The organism is Methylibium sp., from assembly GCF_031393925.1.
Lineage (GTDB): Bacteria > Pseudomonadota > Gammaproteobacteria > Burkholderiales > Burkholderiaceae_C > Methylibium.
The window spans coordinates 1-16,278 of the sequence record NZ_JANMWL010000269.1 but is presented as its reverse complement, the minus strand read 5'-3'; the positions used below and the strand labels follow the sequence as shown (position 1 = coordinate 16,278).

Annotated in this window: 16 protein-coding genes, 1 other RNA gene and 2 pseudogenes; 6 read left to right on the top strand and 13 right to left on the bottom strand. The window is 68.4% G+C overall.

Going from position 1 to position 16,278, the window contains the following annotated elements; all coding sequences use genetic code 11:
* The first annotated feature begins 127 nt into the window (after positions 1-127).
* A complete protein-coding gene (locus RMO12_RS14130; protein WP_309639772.1) occupies positions 128-1,402 on the top strand; it encodes a type IV pili methyl-accepting chemotaxis transducer N-terminal domain-containing protein in 1,275 nt (424 codons plus the stop codon).
* Between the two features lie 127 nt (positions 1,403-1,529).
* Positions 1,530-2,507, top strand: a complete 978-nt coding sequence (locus RMO12_RS14125) for a diguanylate cyclase (RefSeq protein ID WP_309625324.1) — start codon at positions 1,530-1,532, stop codon at positions 2,505-2,507.
* Positions 2,508-2,541: 34 nt separating this feature from the next.
* Here the strand turns inward: RMO12_RS14125 and RMO12_RS14120 are convergent, their stop codons facing one another.
* The 10 genes from RMO12_RS14120 to RMO12_RS14075 form a co-directional block, all read right to left on the bottom strand.
* On the bottom strand, positions 2,542-3,351 hold the full coding sequence (locus RMO12_RS14120; protein WP_309639771.1) for a sulfite exporter TauE/SafE family protein: 810 nt from the start codon (positions 3,349-3,351) through the stop codon (positions 2,542-2,544).
* On the bottom strand, positions 3,351-3,815 hold the full coding sequence (locus tag RMO12_RS14115) for an EVE domain-containing protein (RefSeq protein WP_309625322.1): 465 nt from the start codon (positions 3,813-3,815) through the stop codon (positions 3,351-3,353). The genes RMO12_RS14120 and RMO12_RS14115 overlap by 1 nt, the downstream gene beginning before the upstream one ends.
* Positions 3,816-3,831: 16 nt before the next feature.
* Positions 3,832-4,012: non-coding RNA, 6S RNA (gene ssrS, locus RMO12_RS14110), on the bottom strand.
* A gap of 37 nt (positions 4,013-4,049) precedes the next feature.
* The gene (locus tag RMO12_RS14105) at positions 4,050-4,349 is read right to left on the bottom strand and encodes a cell division protein ZapA (RefSeq protein WP_309639770.1); all 300 of its coding nucleotides are present in this window, start codon (positions 4,347-4,349) and stop codon (positions 4,050-4,052) included.
* Entirely contained in the window at positions 4,346-4,600 is a 255-nt protein-coding gene (locus RMO12_RS14100; RefSeq protein WP_309639769.1) for a DUF904 domain-containing protein, read from the bottom strand. Before RMO12_RS14100 ends, RMO12_RS14105 begins: the two co-directional genes overlap by 4 nt.
* A 134-nt stretch (positions 4,601-4,734) precedes the next feature.
* Positions 4,735-5,388: an endonuclease III gene (gene nth / locus RMO12_RS14095; protein ID WP_309639768.1), complete on the bottom strand. Its 654-nt coding sequence runs from the start codon at positions 5,386-5,388 to the stop codon at positions 4,735-4,737.
* Positions 5,389-5,455: 67 nt separating this feature from the next.
* Positions 5,456-6,067 carry an RnfABCDGE type electron transport complex subunit B gene (locus RMO12_RS14090; RefSeq protein ID WP_309625210.1) on the bottom strand — a complete coding sequence of 204 codons (612 nt, stop codon included), beginning with the start codon at positions 6,065-6,067 and terminating at the stop codon, positions 5,456-5,458.
* On the bottom strand, positions 6,064-7,308 hold the full coding sequence (locus RMO12_RS14085; RefSeq protein WP_309639767.1) for a polyhydroxyalkanoate depolymerase: 1,245 nt from the start codon (positions 7,306-7,308) through the stop codon (positions 6,064-6,066). The genes RMO12_RS14090 and RMO12_RS14085 overlap by 4 nt, the downstream gene beginning before the upstream one ends.
* Before the next feature lie 237 nt (positions 7,309-7,545).
* Positions 7,546-9,813, bottom strand: coding sequence for a DUF6600 domain-containing protein (locus RMO12_RS14080; RefSeq protein ID WP_309639766.1), 2,268 nt, complete (start codon positions 9,811-9,813; stop codon positions 7,546-7,548).
* A gap of 250 nt (positions 9,814-10,063) precedes the next feature.
* Positions 10,064-11,257 (bottom strand): amino acid aminotransferase, encoded by a 1,194-nt coding sequence (locus RMO12_RS14075; RefSeq protein ID WP_309639765.1) that lies wholly within the window; start codon positions 11,255-11,257, stop codon positions 10,064-10,066.
* A gap of 113 nt (positions 11,258-11,370) precedes the next feature.
* Here RMO12_RS14075 and uvrB point away from each other — a divergent pair, with 113 nt between their 5' ends.
* Positions 11,371-13,494 (top strand): excinuclease ABC subunit UvrB, encoded by a 2,124-nt coding sequence (uvrB, locus tag RMO12_RS14070; protein ID WP_309625206.1) that lies wholly within the window; start codon positions 11,371-11,373, stop codon positions 13,492-13,494.
* A gap of 244 nt (positions 13,495-13,738) precedes the next feature.
* Here the strand turns inward: uvrB and RMO12_RS14065 are convergent, their stop codons facing one another.
* From RMO12_RS14065 to RMO12_RS14055, 3 genes are read right to left on the bottom strand one after another with little or no spacing between them, the layout of a single operon-like run.
* Positions 13,739-14,101, bottom strand: a complete 363-nt coding sequence (locus RMO12_RS14065; RefSeq protein WP_309625205.1) for a hypothetical protein — start codon at positions 14,099-14,101, stop codon at positions 13,739-13,741.
* Entirely contained in the window at positions 14,067-14,795 is a 729-nt protein-coding gene (locus RMO12_RS14060) for a DUF72 domain-containing protein (protein WP_309639764.1), read from the bottom strand. The genes RMO12_RS14065 and RMO12_RS14060 overlap by 35 nt, the downstream gene beginning before the upstream one ends.
* Positions 14,796-14,805: 10 nt before the next feature.
* Entirely contained in the window at positions 14,806-14,961 is a 156-nt protein-coding gene (locus RMO12_RS14055) for a DUF72 domain-containing protein (RefSeq protein WP_309639763.1), read from the bottom strand.
* A gap of 213 nt (positions 14,962-15,174) precedes the next feature.
* Between RMO12_RS14055 and RMO12_RS14050 the strand changes: the two are divergent.
* From RMO12_RS14050 to RMO12_RS14040, 3 genes and pseudogenes are all read left to right on the top strand, one after another.
* A pseudogene (locus RMO12_RS14050) lies at positions 15,175-15,664 on the top strand (3'-5' exonuclease); the annotation flags it as partial.
* A 39-nt stretch (positions 15,665-15,703) separates the two neighbouring features.
* Positions 15,704-15,931 (top strand): hypothetical protein, encoded by a 228-nt coding sequence (locus RMO12_RS14045; RefSeq protein WP_309625048.1) that lies wholly within the window; start codon positions 15,704-15,706, stop codon positions 15,929-15,931.
* Positions 15,932-15,956: 25 nt separating this feature from the next.
* Positions 15,957-16,278, top strand: a pseudogene (locus RMO12_RS14040) (metallophosphoesterase); the annotation flags it as partial.

Genomic DNA, 16,278 nt, shown 5'->3' with positions numbered 1-16,278 from the left:
CCCGGGCGCAGCATTGCGCCCACGTTGTGCATAGCAGCATGCGTGCCAATCGGCCGTGCCACTCGATGGGGCGTGCTCCTTGCTACCGTTCGGGCACCCCATTCCTGCTTGAAACAAGGCGCCGCGATTGACTTCCATCCTTTTGCTGCACGACCCCGACGCAGCCATGCCCGACCTGGCCGCCGACTTCAGCGCGGCCGGCATTCACGTGCTTGGTGCAGTCCCGTGCCACATGCTGGTGCAGGAGGCCGTGCGCCGCACGCCCGACGTGGTCGTGTGCTGGGTGCCGCAAGCGCATGACGCGCTGTTCGAGGCGCTGGCGCTGCTGCGCGCCACGCAGGCCCTGCCGGTGCTGGCGTTCACGCGCGATGCCGGCGTTGAAGCGCTCGAGCGCGCGCTCGATGCCGGCGTGCATGCGTGGGTGGTGCAGGGCTATGCGGTGGCGCGCCTGCGTGCGCTGCTGCAGCTGGCGCAAGCGCGCTTTCGCCGCGAGCAAGGCCTTCGCGGCGCGCTTGATGAGCTGAATCAGCGCTTCGAGGAGCGCAAGCTCGTCGACCGCGCCAAGGGCATCCTGATGCTCGCGCGCCAAGTGCCGGAGGACGAGGCCTATCGCCTGCTGCGCGCCGGCGCCATGCAGGGCAAGCAGCGCCTGGGCCAATGCGCGCAGCAGCTGATCGACACGGTCGATGAAGCCGCCGGCATCAACCGCGCCGGGCAATTGCGCATGCTCTCGCAGCGGCTGGTCAAGCTCTACGCGCTGCAGGTCGCGGGCGGCGACGTCGCGGCGCAGCGTGACTTGCAGGCGGCCACGGTGCTGCAGGTGCAACGCCGCATCGAGCAGCTCACGCGGCTGTTGTCCAAGCCCACCTTCGGCGACCTGCTGGACGGCGTGCTCACGGCGTGGGCGCCGCTCGAGCGCCGGCTCGCCGACGCACCGCGGGCCGCGTCGCTGCTCTTGCTTGACGCCCAGGCCCAGGCACTGCTCGACGCCGCCGATACCCTGACGACCGCGCTGCAACATGCCGGAGCGGCACCGAGCCTGCACGTCATCAACCTGGCCGGACGCCAGCGCATGCTCAGCCAGCGGCTGGCCAAGGAGGCATTGCTCGCAGCGCTGCTGGCCGAGCCGGCCGCCACGCTCGCGCGTGAGGCGGCGCACCGCACGGCCGAGGAGGCTCGGCAGGCGCTCGCGGCATTGCAGGCGGCGCCGCTGTCGAGCGTGGAGATCCGCGCGTCGCTGGCCGCCGCGGCCGCGGCGTGGCCCGCGATGACAGCGGCCATCGACACCGCGGCCACGCCCGAAGGCCGGGCGCAACTCGCAGAGGCCAGCGAGGCGCTGCTCGAGCGCTTGGAGCAGCTCACCGCCGAGGTCGAGCGCAGCATGCAGGCCCTGATCGGTTGACTGATCGGGCCGGGTCCGCGCCGACGATCAGCGCGTCTATCGAAGTACGCCGCTCGGTGGCAACGCCGAGATTCGGTCCGCGTTTGGCGAACTATGATTGCCTGGAACCAGACGCCCTCGAGCACCCATGAGTCTGCCCTCCAAGCCCCTCGCCACCGTGTCCGCGCTGAGCGTGGCGCTCGATGCCCTTGGCCTGGCGTTCTACGAGAAGGACGAGGCCGGCCGCTACACGCAGCTCAATGCCGCGGCGGCTGCGCTGCTCGGCGTCGAGCGACCCGAGGCGGCGCACGGGCACAACGACACCGAGTTGCTCGGCGCGTCGCCGGCCAATGCCTTGCGCGCCGCCGACCACACCGCCCTCGCCACCGAGGGTCCCTCGGTCGCCGAGCACAGCCTGACGTTGGCCGGCCAGCGGCGTGAACTGGTGGGCGTGCGCGTGGCGTTGGGCGCGGACGCGCTGCTCGGCGTGTGGCTCGATCGCAGTGCCCAGGCACGCGTGGCCGGCCAGTTGCAACAGGCGCTCGAGCAGCTCGAGGAACAGCAGCGCCGCAACGAGGCGCTGCGCGCCGAGGTCGACGGGCGTGCGCCGCGCGAGGACGCGCCGCGGCTGGTGCATCGCGACCAGTTTGAAGATCAATTGGCGCGCGAGTTCGACCTGTCGTCGCGGGAGCATCGCGAGTTCGCGGTCGTCTACGTCAGCGTCGACGCAGCCCCTGAAGGCAGCCCGGCGCACGACGCCGTGGGCCGGGCGCGCGTGATCGACGCGCTCGGCGGTCTGCTGCGCAGCAACACGCGCGCCATGGATGCACCGAGCCGCCTTGACGGCGAGCGTTTCGCGCTGCTGCTCTCGGGCGTCGGCTTGGCAACTGCCCACGCTCGCATGGAAGGGCTGCGCCGGCAATGCGCCACGCAGCTCGTGCCGCGCAGCGGCGAAGCCCTGCGCTTCACGGTGTCGATGGGGGTGGCGAGCTTCCCGCACACCGCGCACGGTCAGGCTGACCTGCTGAAGGCCGCCGAGGCCGCGCTGCAGCAGGCTTTGCAGCGCGGTGGAAACTGCGTCTCGCTGGCGAGCATCGCGTTCGGCGCCACCGACGGCGCTGGTTGACGCGCGGCGCCGGCTCGGCCGCGCGCCGCAGCGCTCAGCTGCGCAGTCCGCGGTGGAGCATGTAGGCGGCGACGCCGTAGAGCAGCAGCGAAAAAAGGCGGCGCAGCTTGCGCACGTCGATCGAATGCGAAACGCGCGCGCCCAGCGGCGCCGTCAACACGCTGGCGGTGGACACCACGACCAGCGCCGGCAGGTACAGGAAGCCCAGCGTGCCGCTCGGCAGGCCCTGCAAGTCCCAGCCGGCCACGATGTAGCCCACCGTGCCGGCCAGCGCGACGGGAAACCCCAGCGCCGACGAGGTGGCAACGGCGGTGTGCAGCGGCACGTTGCACCAGGTCATGAACGGCACCGAGATGAACGCGCCGCCCGCACCCACGAGCGAGGACAGCACACCGATCAATCCGCCAGTGCCGAACATGCCGGGCGCAGGCGGCAGTTGCCGCGCGGCCTTGGGCTTGCGCTCGAGCAGCATCTGCGTGGCAGAGAACGCCACGAAGGCGGCAAACAGCAGGGTCAGCGGTCGTGCGGGCAGGAGCTTGGCGAGCTGTGCGCCGATCAGCGAGCCGAGCACGATGCCGGGTGCGAACCGCCGCACGATGTCCCAGCGCACCGCGCCGCGCGCGTGGTGCGCGCGCACCGATGCGATCGAGGTGAAGAGAATCGTCGCGAGCGAGGTGGCGACCGCCATCTTGACGATCAGCTCCGGCGGAAACTGTTTGAGCGTGAGCAGTAGCGTGATGAAGGGCACCAGCAGCATGCCGCCGCCGATACCGAGCAAGCCGGCGAGGAAGCCGGTCGCGCTGCCGAGCAGCAGCAACTCGGCCACCAACGGCCAAGCCAACATCAGGCGCGTTCGAGCAAGGACAGCACGGTGCGCCACTCGGCGGGCGTGACCGGCGTGATCGACAGACGGTTGCCTCGCTGCAGCAAGCGCATGCCGGCAAGCATGGGTGCGGCGCGCATCTCGGCGAGCGCCAGCAGCCGCGTCTTGCTCACCAGCCGCACGTCCACGCCGAACCAGCGCGGCGCCTCGGGCTTGGACGCGGGGTCGTGATAGGGGCTCGATGGGTCGAACTGCGTTTCGTCGGTGCGTGCCGTCGACGCCACTTCGGCGATGCCGGCGACGCCGGGGCGCGGACACGAGGAGTGATAGAACAGCACGCCGTCGCCAGGACGCATGTCGTCGCGCATGAAGTTGCGCGCCTGGTAGTTGCGCACGCCGGTCCAGGGCAGGGTGTGGTCGGGCGCGGCGGCGAGGTGGTCGATCGACGCCTCGCCGGGCTCGGACTTCATCAGCCAGAAAGCCATGCAAAAGGGGATGTTAGGTGTCCGCCACGAACCGGGAGCCGCATTCCTGAACCCAGGCAGTTCAGGTGGGCGAGGTCAGTGGAGCTTCGGGTTCATCTGACGCGAGACGATCACGCCCGCTCCACGATGTTCCAAGCCCTGGCTCATACGAGCATCGGTTCAAGGAAATATAAAACTCCCGCGAACGCGACGGACAAAACCAGTGTACGCCGCGCTTCGTGACGTACGCGTGATTCACAGCAATTGGCCGTCGTGTGCGAGGGCTTCGTCGATGCGCGCCACCAGCGCATCGACATCGACCGTGTGCGCGCCGTCGAGCGCGGCTGTCGGCACCGGCCGCTCGGCCAGAACATAGGCCAGGTTCAGCGCCGCCAACACGGCGATGCGCTCGCGCGCGCGCACCTTGCCGGCATCGCGGATCGCGCACATCTCCTGGTCGACATTGCCCACCGCTTCGAGCAGCGCACGCTCGCCGCCGTCGGGGCAGCCGAGGATGTAGCTCTGGCCCATGATGATCACTTCGAGCTGCTTCATCGCGTGGCTCCGGCGTCGGCGCCGTCATCGACGCCGGTCGGCGGCGTCGATGACGGCGGTGCGACGAGCGGCAGTCGTTCGAGCAGCGCATCGATGCGCTGGCGCGCTGCGGCCAGCCGCGAGCGCAGCGAGTCGCGCTCGGCGGCGACGCTCGCATGTTGCTGCACCGTCAGTGCGTGCGTGCGCTGCAATTCCTGGTGACGCAACAGCAGCCGCTCTACCCGCTCGGCCAGTTCTTCGATCGTTGCCATGCCCCTCCCCGCGACGCTGCGAGGATTGTAGGGGCCGCCTCACGCGCTTCTTGGCGAGTCCGCATGCCTTGCGTCACACCGCATCGTTGGCAGGCCCGCGTCGCGCTCGCGGGGCGCCATCGCAGCCCGCTGCGTCATCCGGCGCTGGCGTGTGGCGCCGCCGTCTTTTCCCGATAGCCGCACACCGGCGCCACCGCGCACTCCCAGCAGCGCGGCAGACGCGCTCGGCAAACATAGCGGCCGTGCAGGATCAACCAGTGGTGCGCGTCGTCCAGGTAGGCGCGCGGCACGCGCCGCATCAGCTGGCGCTCCACGGCGAGCGGCGTCTTGCCGCTCGCCAGCCCCGTGCGGTTGGCCACGCGAAAGATGTGTGTGTCCACCGCCAGCGTCGCTTCCCCGAAGGCCGCATTGAGCACCACGTTGGCGGTCTTGCGACCCACGCCGGGCAGGGCTTCGAGCGCCTCGCGCGAGCGCGGTACCCGGCCGCCGTGGCGCTCGATCAGCAGCCGGCAGGTTGCAAGCAAATGGCGGGCTTTGGTGCGGTACAGGCCGATGGTGCGGATGTGCTCGCTCAGGCCGTCGAGCCCGAGCGCGAGCATGGCGTGCGGGGTCGGCGCGCGCGCGAACAGGCGGCGCGTCGCCTTGTTCACGCCCACGTCGGTGGCCTGCGCCGAGAGCAGCACGGCGGCCAGCAGTTCGAACACCGAGCTGTACTCCAGCTCCGTGGTCGGCTCTGGATTCGCGGCGCGCAAGGTGGCGAAAAAGGTGTCGATCTGCTGGATGTTCATGCTTGGCAATTCTGTCAGCCGCGCGGCGCGCTGCAGGGCCCCAGCGCCCGCGCTCCGTGCGCCTGACTCAGTCCGGCTTGCTGCCGGGCGTGCGCTGGCCGCGCGCGCGTGCCAGCGCGGCGGCAATGCGCTCGCTCCGTGGTTCGTGCTCGGCCGGCGCAGGCGGCGCCTCGGCACTCGCGCGCGCGCAGCGCTCGGCATAGCGCGTGCGCGCCGCTTCGGCTGCGGCGCTCGACCACGCGGCCCAGCCGGTGGGCGGCTGCGCGCCGGGCTGCGCCGGCATCATCGCGATGCAGTCGACCGGGCACACCGGCAGGCACAGTTCGCAGCCAGTGCAGTGCGACTCGATCACGGTATGCATCTGCTTGGCGGCACCGACGATGCAGTCGACCGGGCAGGCCTTGATGCACAAGGTGCAGCCGATGCACCAGGCTTCGTCGATCACCGCCAGCCGCAGCGGGCCTTCAATGCCGCATGCAGGGTCCAGCGGCAGCGACGCCCGACCGGTGAGGGTCGCCAGCCGCGCGATGCCCTCGGCGCCGCCCGGCGGGCAGCGGTTGATCTCGGCACGACCTTCGGCGATGGCCTGGGCGTAGCGGCGGCAGTCCGGCTCGCCGCAGCGCGTGCACTGCGTCTGCGGCAGCGCCGCGTCGATGAGCTCGGCCAGCGCCGCGTTCACTGCTTGTTGTACTTGGCGATGAAGTCGCGGATCTCGGGGTAGGCGAAATCGCGCCAGCGACGGCCCGAGAAGATGCCGTAGTGGCCGGCGCCCGCGACCTCGTAGTGCCGTTTGCGTGTCTTCGGAATGCCGGCGCACAGCTCGATGGCGGCGGCCGTCTGGCCGCTGCCCGAGATGTCGTCGAGCTCGCCCTCGACGGTGAGCATGGCGGTCGACTTGATGTCTTGCGGCCGCACCAGTTCGCCCGCCACCCGCCAGGTGCCGTTGACCAGCGCGAAGTCCTGGAACACGGTCTTGATGGTGTCGAGGTAGTACTCGGCCGGCATGTCGAGCACGGCGTTGTACTCGTCGTAGAACTGACGGTGCGATTCGGCGCCGTCGTCGTCACCGCGGATCAGGTCGAGAAAGTAGTCGTAGTGGGCGTTCAGGTGGCGGTCCGGATTCATCGCCGTGAAGCCGGTGTGCTGCAGGAAGCCCGGGTAGACGCGCCGTCCGGCGCCCGGATAGTTTTGCGGCACGCGCTGGATGACGTTGTGCTCGAACCATTCAATGCTCTTGTTGGTCGCCAGGTTGTTGACGGCCGTGGGTGAGCGGCGCGCGTCGATCGGGCCGCCCATCATCGTCATGGTGCGTGGCGTGAACTCGCCGGCGCTGGCCAGCAGCGACACGGCGGCAAGCACCGGCACGGTCGGCTGACAGACCGAGATCACGTTGATGTCGGGCCCGAGCAGGCGGATGAACTCCTGCACGTAACGCACGTAATCGTCGAGGTGGAAGGCTTCGGCGTCGGCCGGCACCATGCGCGCGTCGACCCAGTCGGTGATGTAGACCTTGTGATCGCGCAGCAAGGTGCGCACGGTTTCGCGCAGCAAGGTGGAATGGTGGCCGGAGAGCGGCGCCACTACCAGCACGCTGGGCTGCTTGCGCATGCGCGTGAGTTGCTGCGCGTCGTCGGTGTAGCGCTTGAAGCGCAGCAGCTTGCAAAACGGCTTGGCGAGTGCGACTTGCTGCTGCACCACCACCTCGATATCGCCGACCTGGATATTGGTGATGTTGAACTGGGGCTTTTCGTATTCCTTGGTCAGCCGGTGCATCAGGTCGAAGCCGGCCGACACGCGCTGCGCGCCCGGCCCCTGCCCGAACGGCGACAGCGGATGCCTGTAGAGCTTGGACGAGGCGCTGGCAAATTCGGCGAACGGGCTCAGCAGGGCACGCTGCGTTTCATAGAGTTGGTAGAGCATGAAATTCCTCGACGGATTTGACGGCTCGGTCGGCCTTGCTAAGTACCGCCAGCCACCAAGTGCTTGCACTAATGGTGCAGTGCAGCATTCTACGGCAAAAGCGGCTCGCCTGCCCTAGTTGCAGATCCTTGATTGGCGCCGACCCCGAATCGCGGGTCGGTCAATCCCGGCGGCGCTGCGCAGATTTGGCGCGATCGGGGCCGTGCGCGGACGCGATGGCCCGCGCGCCTGCTCGCTTCAGCGTTCAAACCGTATGCGGCCCCCGCCGTGCTGTGCCTGCCCGTCGCCGCGCGCGCCGGGATCGTTGCCCGCTTCGCGCGCCTGCTGCTGCTGCGGTTCGCGCACCACCGGCGCGGCTTGCGGCTGTGGCCGCGGCGCCATCTGCGGAGCAGGCATGACCACGGCGGGTGACGGTGCGTTCATGCGCGGTTCCGGCATGGCCTGCGGTGGCGGTAGCGCGCGCGGCATCACCGGCGAGGGCCTGGCTTGCTGCGGTGGTGGCAGCTCGCGCGGCATCGCCGGAGGCGAAGGCGCGACTCGAGGCGCCGGCATGGCTGCGGCGGGCGCTTGCACAGGCGCAGCAGCACGATCGAAGGGCGCCGGTCGCGGTGCGCTGACGCGCTCGTCGCGTTCCTCGCGCGACGATCGGCCGCGGTCGGATTGGCGTTCGTCGCGAGGGCGCTGCGGCAAGCGCTCGGCAGCGTCCGGGCGGGCCGGCTGGGCCGCGCGCCCGTCACGCGGCAGTGCCGGCGCGACTTCGGTTGCGGGCATGGGCGCCATCCCGGGCGCGGCCCGCGGTGCCTCATTGCGCGCTGCGGGTGCAGGTTGCGCTGGCGACTCCACCGCGTGCGTGCCTGCCGCCGGGTTCACGTTCGACGGCCACGGGCGCAGCCGCTCGTTCACCACGCGTCCCTCGTTGGCCTCGCGCACGCCCGGCAATGCACGAACGCGCCGATCGTCGTCGATGCCAGCGCGCTCGTTGCGTGGGCCGGGGATGTGGGCGCGCGGGCGCTGCGGTGCGTCACTGCCGCGCACGAAGGCGCTCGGTGCCGGTGCGGGCAACACCGCCAGCGGCATGCCAGCCGGTACCGTGGCCGGGCGCGGTGCGATGCTCGACGCCACGCCCGGCCGCTCGCGCGGGCCCGGCAGGGCGGCGGCCACCGGCTGCAACTGCGCCGCCTGTTGCGCGGTCAGCGGCAGTCGATCGCGGCCGATCGGGCGGGCATGCCGGAAGCTGTCCTCGCTCACCACCGTGACCGCCTCCGGCCGCTGCGCATAGCGGTAGACCGCCGCGTCTGGCATTGGCAGGCGCCCGGCGCGCCCGTTGCCGGCAGGGCGTTGCACGTTGGTCACGTTGGTCACGTTGTTGATGTTGGTGACGTTGATGATGTTGACCTGGCTGGCGTAGCCGGTGCTACTGCGGTAGGGCGGGTGGTAATACTCGTACGGTGCGAGCGGAAACCAGCCGATCGGCGCACCGATGCCGATGCCGATGCTCACGCTCACCCCGCTGCCGCCGCGTCCGCCGACATAGCCGACCAGCGCCGGCGCGTAATAGGGCCGCGCCACGATCGGCCCCGGCACCCAGCCCCAGTTGCTGCCCAGCAGCGCCCAGCGGCCGTAGTGGAAGGGCGCAAAGCCCCAGGGCGCGTCGTCGACCCAGGTCCAGCCCCAAGGCGAGACCCAGGCCCAGTGGCCATAGCGGTAGGGCGCCCAGCCCGATGGCACGGCGCGCGGATACCAGACCGCGCCGTAGTCGTCGGCCACTTCCCAGCGGCCATATTCGTCGAGCGCCTCGATGCCGGTGGTTTCAGGTGACACGTAGCGAGTCGAGGCCAGGCGGTCCTGATCGCGGTCGCGCGCCTCGGCCCAGGCGTCGAAGTCATCCAGAGCGCCGAGCCGGTCGATGCGCAGGCTGTCACCGCCGCGCTCGATGATGCCTTGCTGCCCGGCCTCGAGCAGCAAGCTGCTGTTGGGCGAGACGATGCGCAGCCGTCCGGCAATCGCGCCGACCGTGTAAATGCGGCGATCCGGGTCGTAGCTCACACGGTAGTCGCCGGGGCCTTGCGCGTCGGCGCGCACGCCATCGGCGCTGATGCTGAAGTGGTCGCCGCTCGGCAGGTTGCGCACCCGCGCGCGCACCGTGCCCTGCGCCACGTCGAGGGCGATGCCGTGGTCGTCGAGCTGTGAGAACACCGCCTGCGTGTTGCTATCCAGCCGCACCGAGCCGCTGCCGATGCGCACTTCCGCCTGGCTGCCCGGTGGCGCCCAGAGGGCCGTCTGGCCGGTGACCGGCTGGTTGATGCGCGCGGCTTCCCACGCGGCGCCTAGGCCGCTGGAGCGGTCGACCTGGCCGCGCAATGCGCTGATGCGCCCGACGCGGGCTGGCGGGTCGACCGCCTCGTCGTCATTGGCATACGCGGGTGCGGCGACCACCAGCAAGGACGCAGCCAGCGCCGCCAGAGCAGCCCAGCCACGTTGAACCAGGAGGGCAGGAGTTCTCATGCTGTACCTCGGCCGCAACGGCGGCCAGATCAGGGCTTAACGCACCAGACCGTCGATCGGTGCATGGGTTGCGCCCCAAGGCTTGCAAAGATTTGCAAAATCCCCGAGCGCCTGAACGACGCCGGCCGGCGTCGGTGCCCGCGTTCAGCCTTTGCCGGGCTGCCCCCAAAGGGCTGGGCGCCCCAAGGGCTGCCAAGCGGCTCTTGCGGGGGCATTTGGGCAGTAGCGCCGGTGCGTGGCGGTAGTCATCTCAGCCGACCGCCGCCATCGCCTTCGCCACGGCGTCGAGGTTGTGCTCGTTGAGTGCGGCCACGCAGATGCGGCCGGAGTCCAGGCCGTAGATGCCGAATTCGCCGCGCAGGCGCTGCATCTGGGCGGCGCTCAGCCCGGAGTAGCTGAACATGCCTTGCTGCGCGGTGATGAAGCCGAGGTCGCCCTTGACGCCGGCCGCCTGGAGCTTTTGCACCAGTGCCGAACGCATCGCCTTGATACGCGCGCGCATGCCCGACAGCTCCTGCTCCCAGAGCGCGCGCAGCATCGGCGTGGTGAGTACCGTGGCAACCACCGAAGCGCCGTGGGTCGGCGGGTTCGAATAGTTGGTGCGGATCACGATCTTGAGTTGGCTGAGCACGCGCGTCGCTTCTTCCTTGCTGGCACAGACTACGCTGAGTGCGCCGACTCTTTCGCCGTAAAGCGAAAAGCTCTTGGAAAAACTGGTCGAGACAAAGAACGCTAGGCCCGCGGCCAGGAACTGCTGCACCACCGCGCCGTCTTCGGCCAGGCCCTGGCCGAAGCCCTGGTAGGCCATGTCGATAAACGGCACGAGGCCGCGCGACTGGATCGTGGCGATCACCCGCTCCCACTGGGCGGGTGTGAGGTCGTAGCCGGTCGGGTTGTGGCAGCAGGCATGCAGCACCACGACCGTGCCGGCGGCGGCATCGCCGAGCGTGGCCAGCATCGCCTCGAAAGCGATGCCTCGCTGCTCGGCGTCGTAGTAGGGATAGGTGCCGACGGCAAAACCGGCGTTGGTGAACAGCGCGCGGTGGTTCTCCCAGCTCGGGTCGCTGATGAGCACCGCTGCGCTCGGCGCGAGCCGCTTGAGGAAGTCGGCGCCGACCTTCAGGCCGCCGGTGCCACCCAGGCCCTGCACGGTGGTGATGCGCCCGCTTTGCGTCGCCGCCTCGCCGAACACCAGGCTCTGCACGGCCTTGTCGTAGGCCGCGATGCCGTCGATGGGCAAATAGCCGCGCGCCTTCGGCGCTTCGAGCATCTGCTTCTCGGCCGTCGCCACGCAGGCGAGCAAAGGCAGCTTGCCGTTCGCGTCGTAATAGACGCCCACGCCGAGGTTGACCTTGGCCGGGTTCGGGTCGGCGTTGTACTGCTCGTTGAGGCCGAGGATCGGGTCGCGGGGCGCCATTTCAACGGCGGAAAACAAAGCGGACATGGGTGGCTCTGGCAAGGGTTGATGGCCGGGTGGCAAGGGCTTCGGGCTTCGGCTACGCTGGCGGTTTGCCCTGCCTCCGGGGAAACCCGGAATTCTAGCGAGCCCCAGCGCCCATGAGCTCTACTTCCCTCGAGCCGGTTGCCGTACCGATCGTCGAGCCGTCCCAGGGCGAGTTCGTGAGCTTTCCCGACTCGCCGTTCCAGCTTTTCATGCCTTATCCGCCGGCCGGCGACCAGCCCGCCGCGATCGACCAGCTGGTCGAGGGCATCAACGATGGTGAAGTGTTCCAGACCTTGCTCGGCGTCACCGGTTCGGGCAAGACCTTCACCATGGCCAACGTGATCGCGCGGCTCGGTCGCCCGGCGATCGTGTTTGCGCCCAACAAGACGCTGGCCGCGCAGCTCTACAGCGAGTTCCGCGAGTTCTTTCCCAAGAACGCGGTCGAGTACTTCGTGAGCTACTACGACTACTACCAGCCCGAGGCCTACGTACCGCAGCGCGACCTGTTCATCGAGAAAGACAGCGCGATCAACGAGCACATCGAGCAGATGCGCCTGTCGGCCACCAAGAGCGTGCTGGAGCGGCGCGACACCATCGTGGTGGCGTCGGTGAGCGCCATCTACGGCATCGGCAAGCCCGAGGACTACACGCAGATGCGCCTGATCATGCGCAGCGGCGACAAGATCGGCCAGCGCGACCTGATCGCGCGGCTCATCACCATGCAGTACAAGCGTAACGACGCGGACTTCGCGCGTGGCACGTTTCGCGTGCGTGGCGACTCGATCGACGTCTTTCCCGCCGAGCACTCCGAGCTGGCGATTCGAATCGAGCTGTTCGACGACGAAATCGAGGCGCTGTCGCTGCTGGACCCGCTTACCGGGCGCATCCGCCAGAAGGTGCCGCGCTTCACCGTCTATCCGGCCAGCCACTACGTCACGCCGCGCGAGCGCGTGCTGGCCGCCGCTGCCGCCATCAAGCTCGAGCTGGCCGAGCGGCTGAAGCAGTTCGTGAGCGAGGGCAAGCTGGTGGAGGCGCAGCGCATCGAGCAGCGCACGCGCTTCGATCTGGAGATGCTCACCGAGGTGGGCCACTGCAAGGGCATCGAAAATTACTCGCGACACCTGTCGGGCGCTGCGCCCGGCGAGCCGCCGCCGACCTTGGTGGACTACCTCGCCAAGGATGCGCTGATGTTCCTCGACGAGTCGCATGTGCTGATCGGCCAGTTCGGCGGCATGTACAACGGCGACCGTGCGCGCAAGACCACGCTGGTCGAGTACGGCTTTCGGCTGCCGAGTGCGCTGGACAACCGGCCGCTCAAGTTCGAGGAGTTCGAACGCAAGATGCGCCAGGCGGTGTTCGTCTCGGCGACGCCCGCCGCCTATGAGCAGACGCATGCGGGCAAGGTGGTCGAACAGTTGGTGCGGCCGACCGGCCTGGTCGACCCGGAGGTCGAGGTGCGCCCGGCAACGCACCAGGTTGACGACGTGCTCGGCGAGATCCGCTTGCGCGTGGAAGTCAATGAGCGCGTGCTCATCACCACCCTGACCAAGCGCATGGCCGAGCAGCTCACCGACTACCTGGCCGACAACGGCGTGAAGGTGCGCTACCTGCACTCCGACATCGACACCGTCGAGCGCGTGGAAATCTTGCGCGACCTGCGACTCGGCAGCTTCGACGTGCTGGTGGGCATCAACCTGCTGCGCGAAGGGCTCGACATCCCCGAGGTGTCGCTGGTGGCGATCCTCGACGCCGACAAGGAAGGCTTCCTGCGCTCCGAGCGCTCGCTTATTCAGACCATCGGCCGCGCCGCGCGCAACCTCAAGGGCAAGGCGATCCTCTACGGCGACAAGATCACCGAATCGATGCGCCGGGCGATCGACGAGACCGACCGCCGCCGCGCCCGCCAGGTCGCCTTCAATGCGCTGCATGGCATCACGCCGCGCAGCATCAAGAAGGAAGTGCGCGACCTGATCGACGGTGTTTATTCCGACAAGAGCCGCGGCGACGACCTGAAGGCGGCACAGGCCGCGGCCGAGCTCGAGGTGATGAGCGAGAAGGATCTCGGCAAGCGCATCAAGCAGATCGAGCGCCAGATGCTCGAGCACGCGAGGAATCTGGAATTCGAGAAGGCCGCGCGGGTGCGCGACCAGTTGGCACTGCTGCGCGAGCAGGCTTTCGGCGGGGCGGGGCACGACAACGTCGTGCCGCTGGCACTGACGCCGACGGCCCGCGCCTGAGCCCGGTACCGTCTCCCTCGCGATGAGTCATTTGGCCAGCGGCTTGGCCGGCTTGGCCTGCGGGCCGGGTTCCTTCAGTGCCTCTTCCATCGCTGATCCCCTTTTTGTGAGCGGCAACCCGCGGAGCAGTCAGCGTCGCATCAATTCGACTCAAGCGTTTTGCGCGAGGTTCCGGCTCACGTGTAGACATCGCGCCGATAGCGACTTACCGCAACGCCGAGCGGTGCCGCGCCGTCGCGTGGCGTCAGTGCAGCTTGTCGGGTCGGCCATTCGCCGCGCGGGCCGGGGTACCGCCGTTGGTCGGCGGCGCCGTGAACAAACGTGCGGCGCGGCCCTTCAACTCGAGCAGCTCGCTCGGCGTGACCGAGTAGGTGCCGGACATGGCGTCGACCTCTACGCGGAACTCGACTTCCTTGTTGCCATTGACCAGCATCCCGGAGGTGAACTCGTAGCTTTCGTGTTCGGCCGGCAGGCCGAGCTTTTCCTTGTCGTAGTCCTCGTGCTGCACGTTGCGGATCTCGCCGCTGGCGAGGTCGAGCATGCCGGTGGAGCGCACCACGGAGTCGCTCAGCTCATCGAACAGCACGATTGGTAGCTTCAAATCCACGGCGTTCCTTGCAAGCCCGGCGCCATTCGCCCGGCCGCAATTCTAGGCGGGCACTGCGAACGTCAGGGCTTAGGGCGAACAGGCGACGCGCCAGCGACGCGGCGTTGCGCTGCCCCTGGTCTTGCATGTTGTTGTTGAAGACGACGTGGACCTCGAGCACGTCTTGCGCGAGTCGCTTGATGTGCGCGCTCAGGCCGTCGAGTTCGCTGTCGGGATAGTCGTCGTTAAAGCGATCTGACGCGGCGCTCGCGCCCTGGATGTCCCAGCTCGCGGCGTTGCGGACGTGCAGGCGCACCAGCGCATGGGTCGCATGCGTGGCGCACCAGAGGGCTGGCACGCTGTTGTCGAAGCCCTGCGGCCCTTCAACCACGGTGTAGACGACGCCCAGCTCGCGTTGAAACGCCAAGTTCGAGTCGGACTGCGCCGGCTCGAACCAGCCGCGCTGGCGGAACTCGACGCTGAGCCTGTAGCCGGCCATTGCATCGACGCAGTGCTCAACGTGAGCATGGCCCTCGCGGTTGCACCGCAGCCAGGGCGGAAACTGAAAATGCAGCAAGCCGAGCTTGCCACTGGCGCGCAGCGGCTCGAGCGCCTCCTTGACTCGCCGCCACAGCTCGGTGCGAATTTCCGCTGGCGTGTCCTGGTAGTAAAGCGCTCGCTTTCCAGGCGGGCCGAGCGCTGCCTGGATGTGCATTCCTTCACGTTCATGGTGAAGCCGGGCGGCGTGCGTTCGGCCCACAGCTGGGGGGTGCGGGCATGGCGTAGTAGCTGGAGTCCACTTCGACCAAAGAGAACTGCGAGGCGTAGAAGCGCAGGCGTGCCTCGGCGCTGCTGCAGCGCGCGGGTAAAAGCGCTTGCAAGCGATCAGGGTCTTGTCGGTCGAGGAGGCCGTTTCAATCAATACAGGCATGTGGAAATGATGCTTGGGCGAACGCGTAGCAGGCGCATGGGCATTCCGCTAACTGGACGCCTATGACGGGGTATCCACTTAGCTACAGTCGAGTCGAGTAACTGTATTTATATACAGTATATTACCCCTGCTTCGCCGGCTTGGGTCGTGGCTTGACGACGCTGTCGTAGGCGGCTACTCGTCGCGGGAGCGCTTCCTCACCGAGCTGACGCTGGACCCGCCCGAGGCCACCAGTGACGAATCCGGTGTGCTGCACCGCGACGAGGACTACCTGATCCTGTCGACCTTGCATTTCGCCAAGGGGCAGAAGTGGCCGGCGGTCTGCCTGCTCAACGCGGTGGACGGAGGCATGCCCTCGGACATGGCCACGGGCAACGCCGCCGAGATCGAGGAGGAGCGTCGTTTGCTCTACGTGGGCAATGACGCGCGCTCAACAGCACCTTCAGCTGATCGTGCCGCAGCGTTTTTACGTTCACCGGCAGCAGGCTTTCGGCGATCGCCATGTGTATGGTTCGCTCACGCGTTTCATACCGCCGGAGCTGGCGCCGCTGTTCGAACAGATCGGTCCGCAAGCCTCGGGTGAGCCTTACGACGCCCAGAAGACGTCGCCGTTGCTCGACGTTTCGGCGACGATCCGCTCGTTTTGGGCTTAGCCCTTGTCCTGTCCATGGATGCCCCAATATGCTCGCGCTATGACAAAACCTGAAGTCAAGACCGCTGTCGACCGTGATGGCCTGCGTTACCGCAGCAAGGCGTCGGGTTCCCCATTCGCCGTGGCGGGGCACTTCGGCGCGACGACGATGTCGTGTTTCCTGTGCGGTACCCACCGCCCGCGCAATGTGTTGAAGTCGCGCAAGTTGCTGGGCAAGACGCAGTTCGTGTGCGCCCCGAGTTGCAAGGAAGCGGCCGGCGCCCCCTGAGACCGGCGCAGGGAGCGCTCGGCTGATGTCGATTGCGCTGCTCGCGTTGCTGCACGCCTACATCGGTGCACGCCTGCTGCCGGTGCTCTCAGCCCATGAATCGGCCGTGGGCGTGCTGGCTTTGCTGGCGCTGTTCTTGTTGACGCGCTCATCGATGGCCGGCGGGTTTGGTCGGCGGCGCAGCAGCGGCTGGCTCATGTGGGCCGGCCTCATCGCGCTGGGCATGTTCTCGAGCCTGTTCGTGCTGACCGCGGCGCGCGACGTGGCGCTGCTGCTCTTCATCGCGGCCGGCGCGCTCGGCTGGCGCCCGCTGGCGGGGCATGACCTCGAAGCCATCAGCGCGCTGG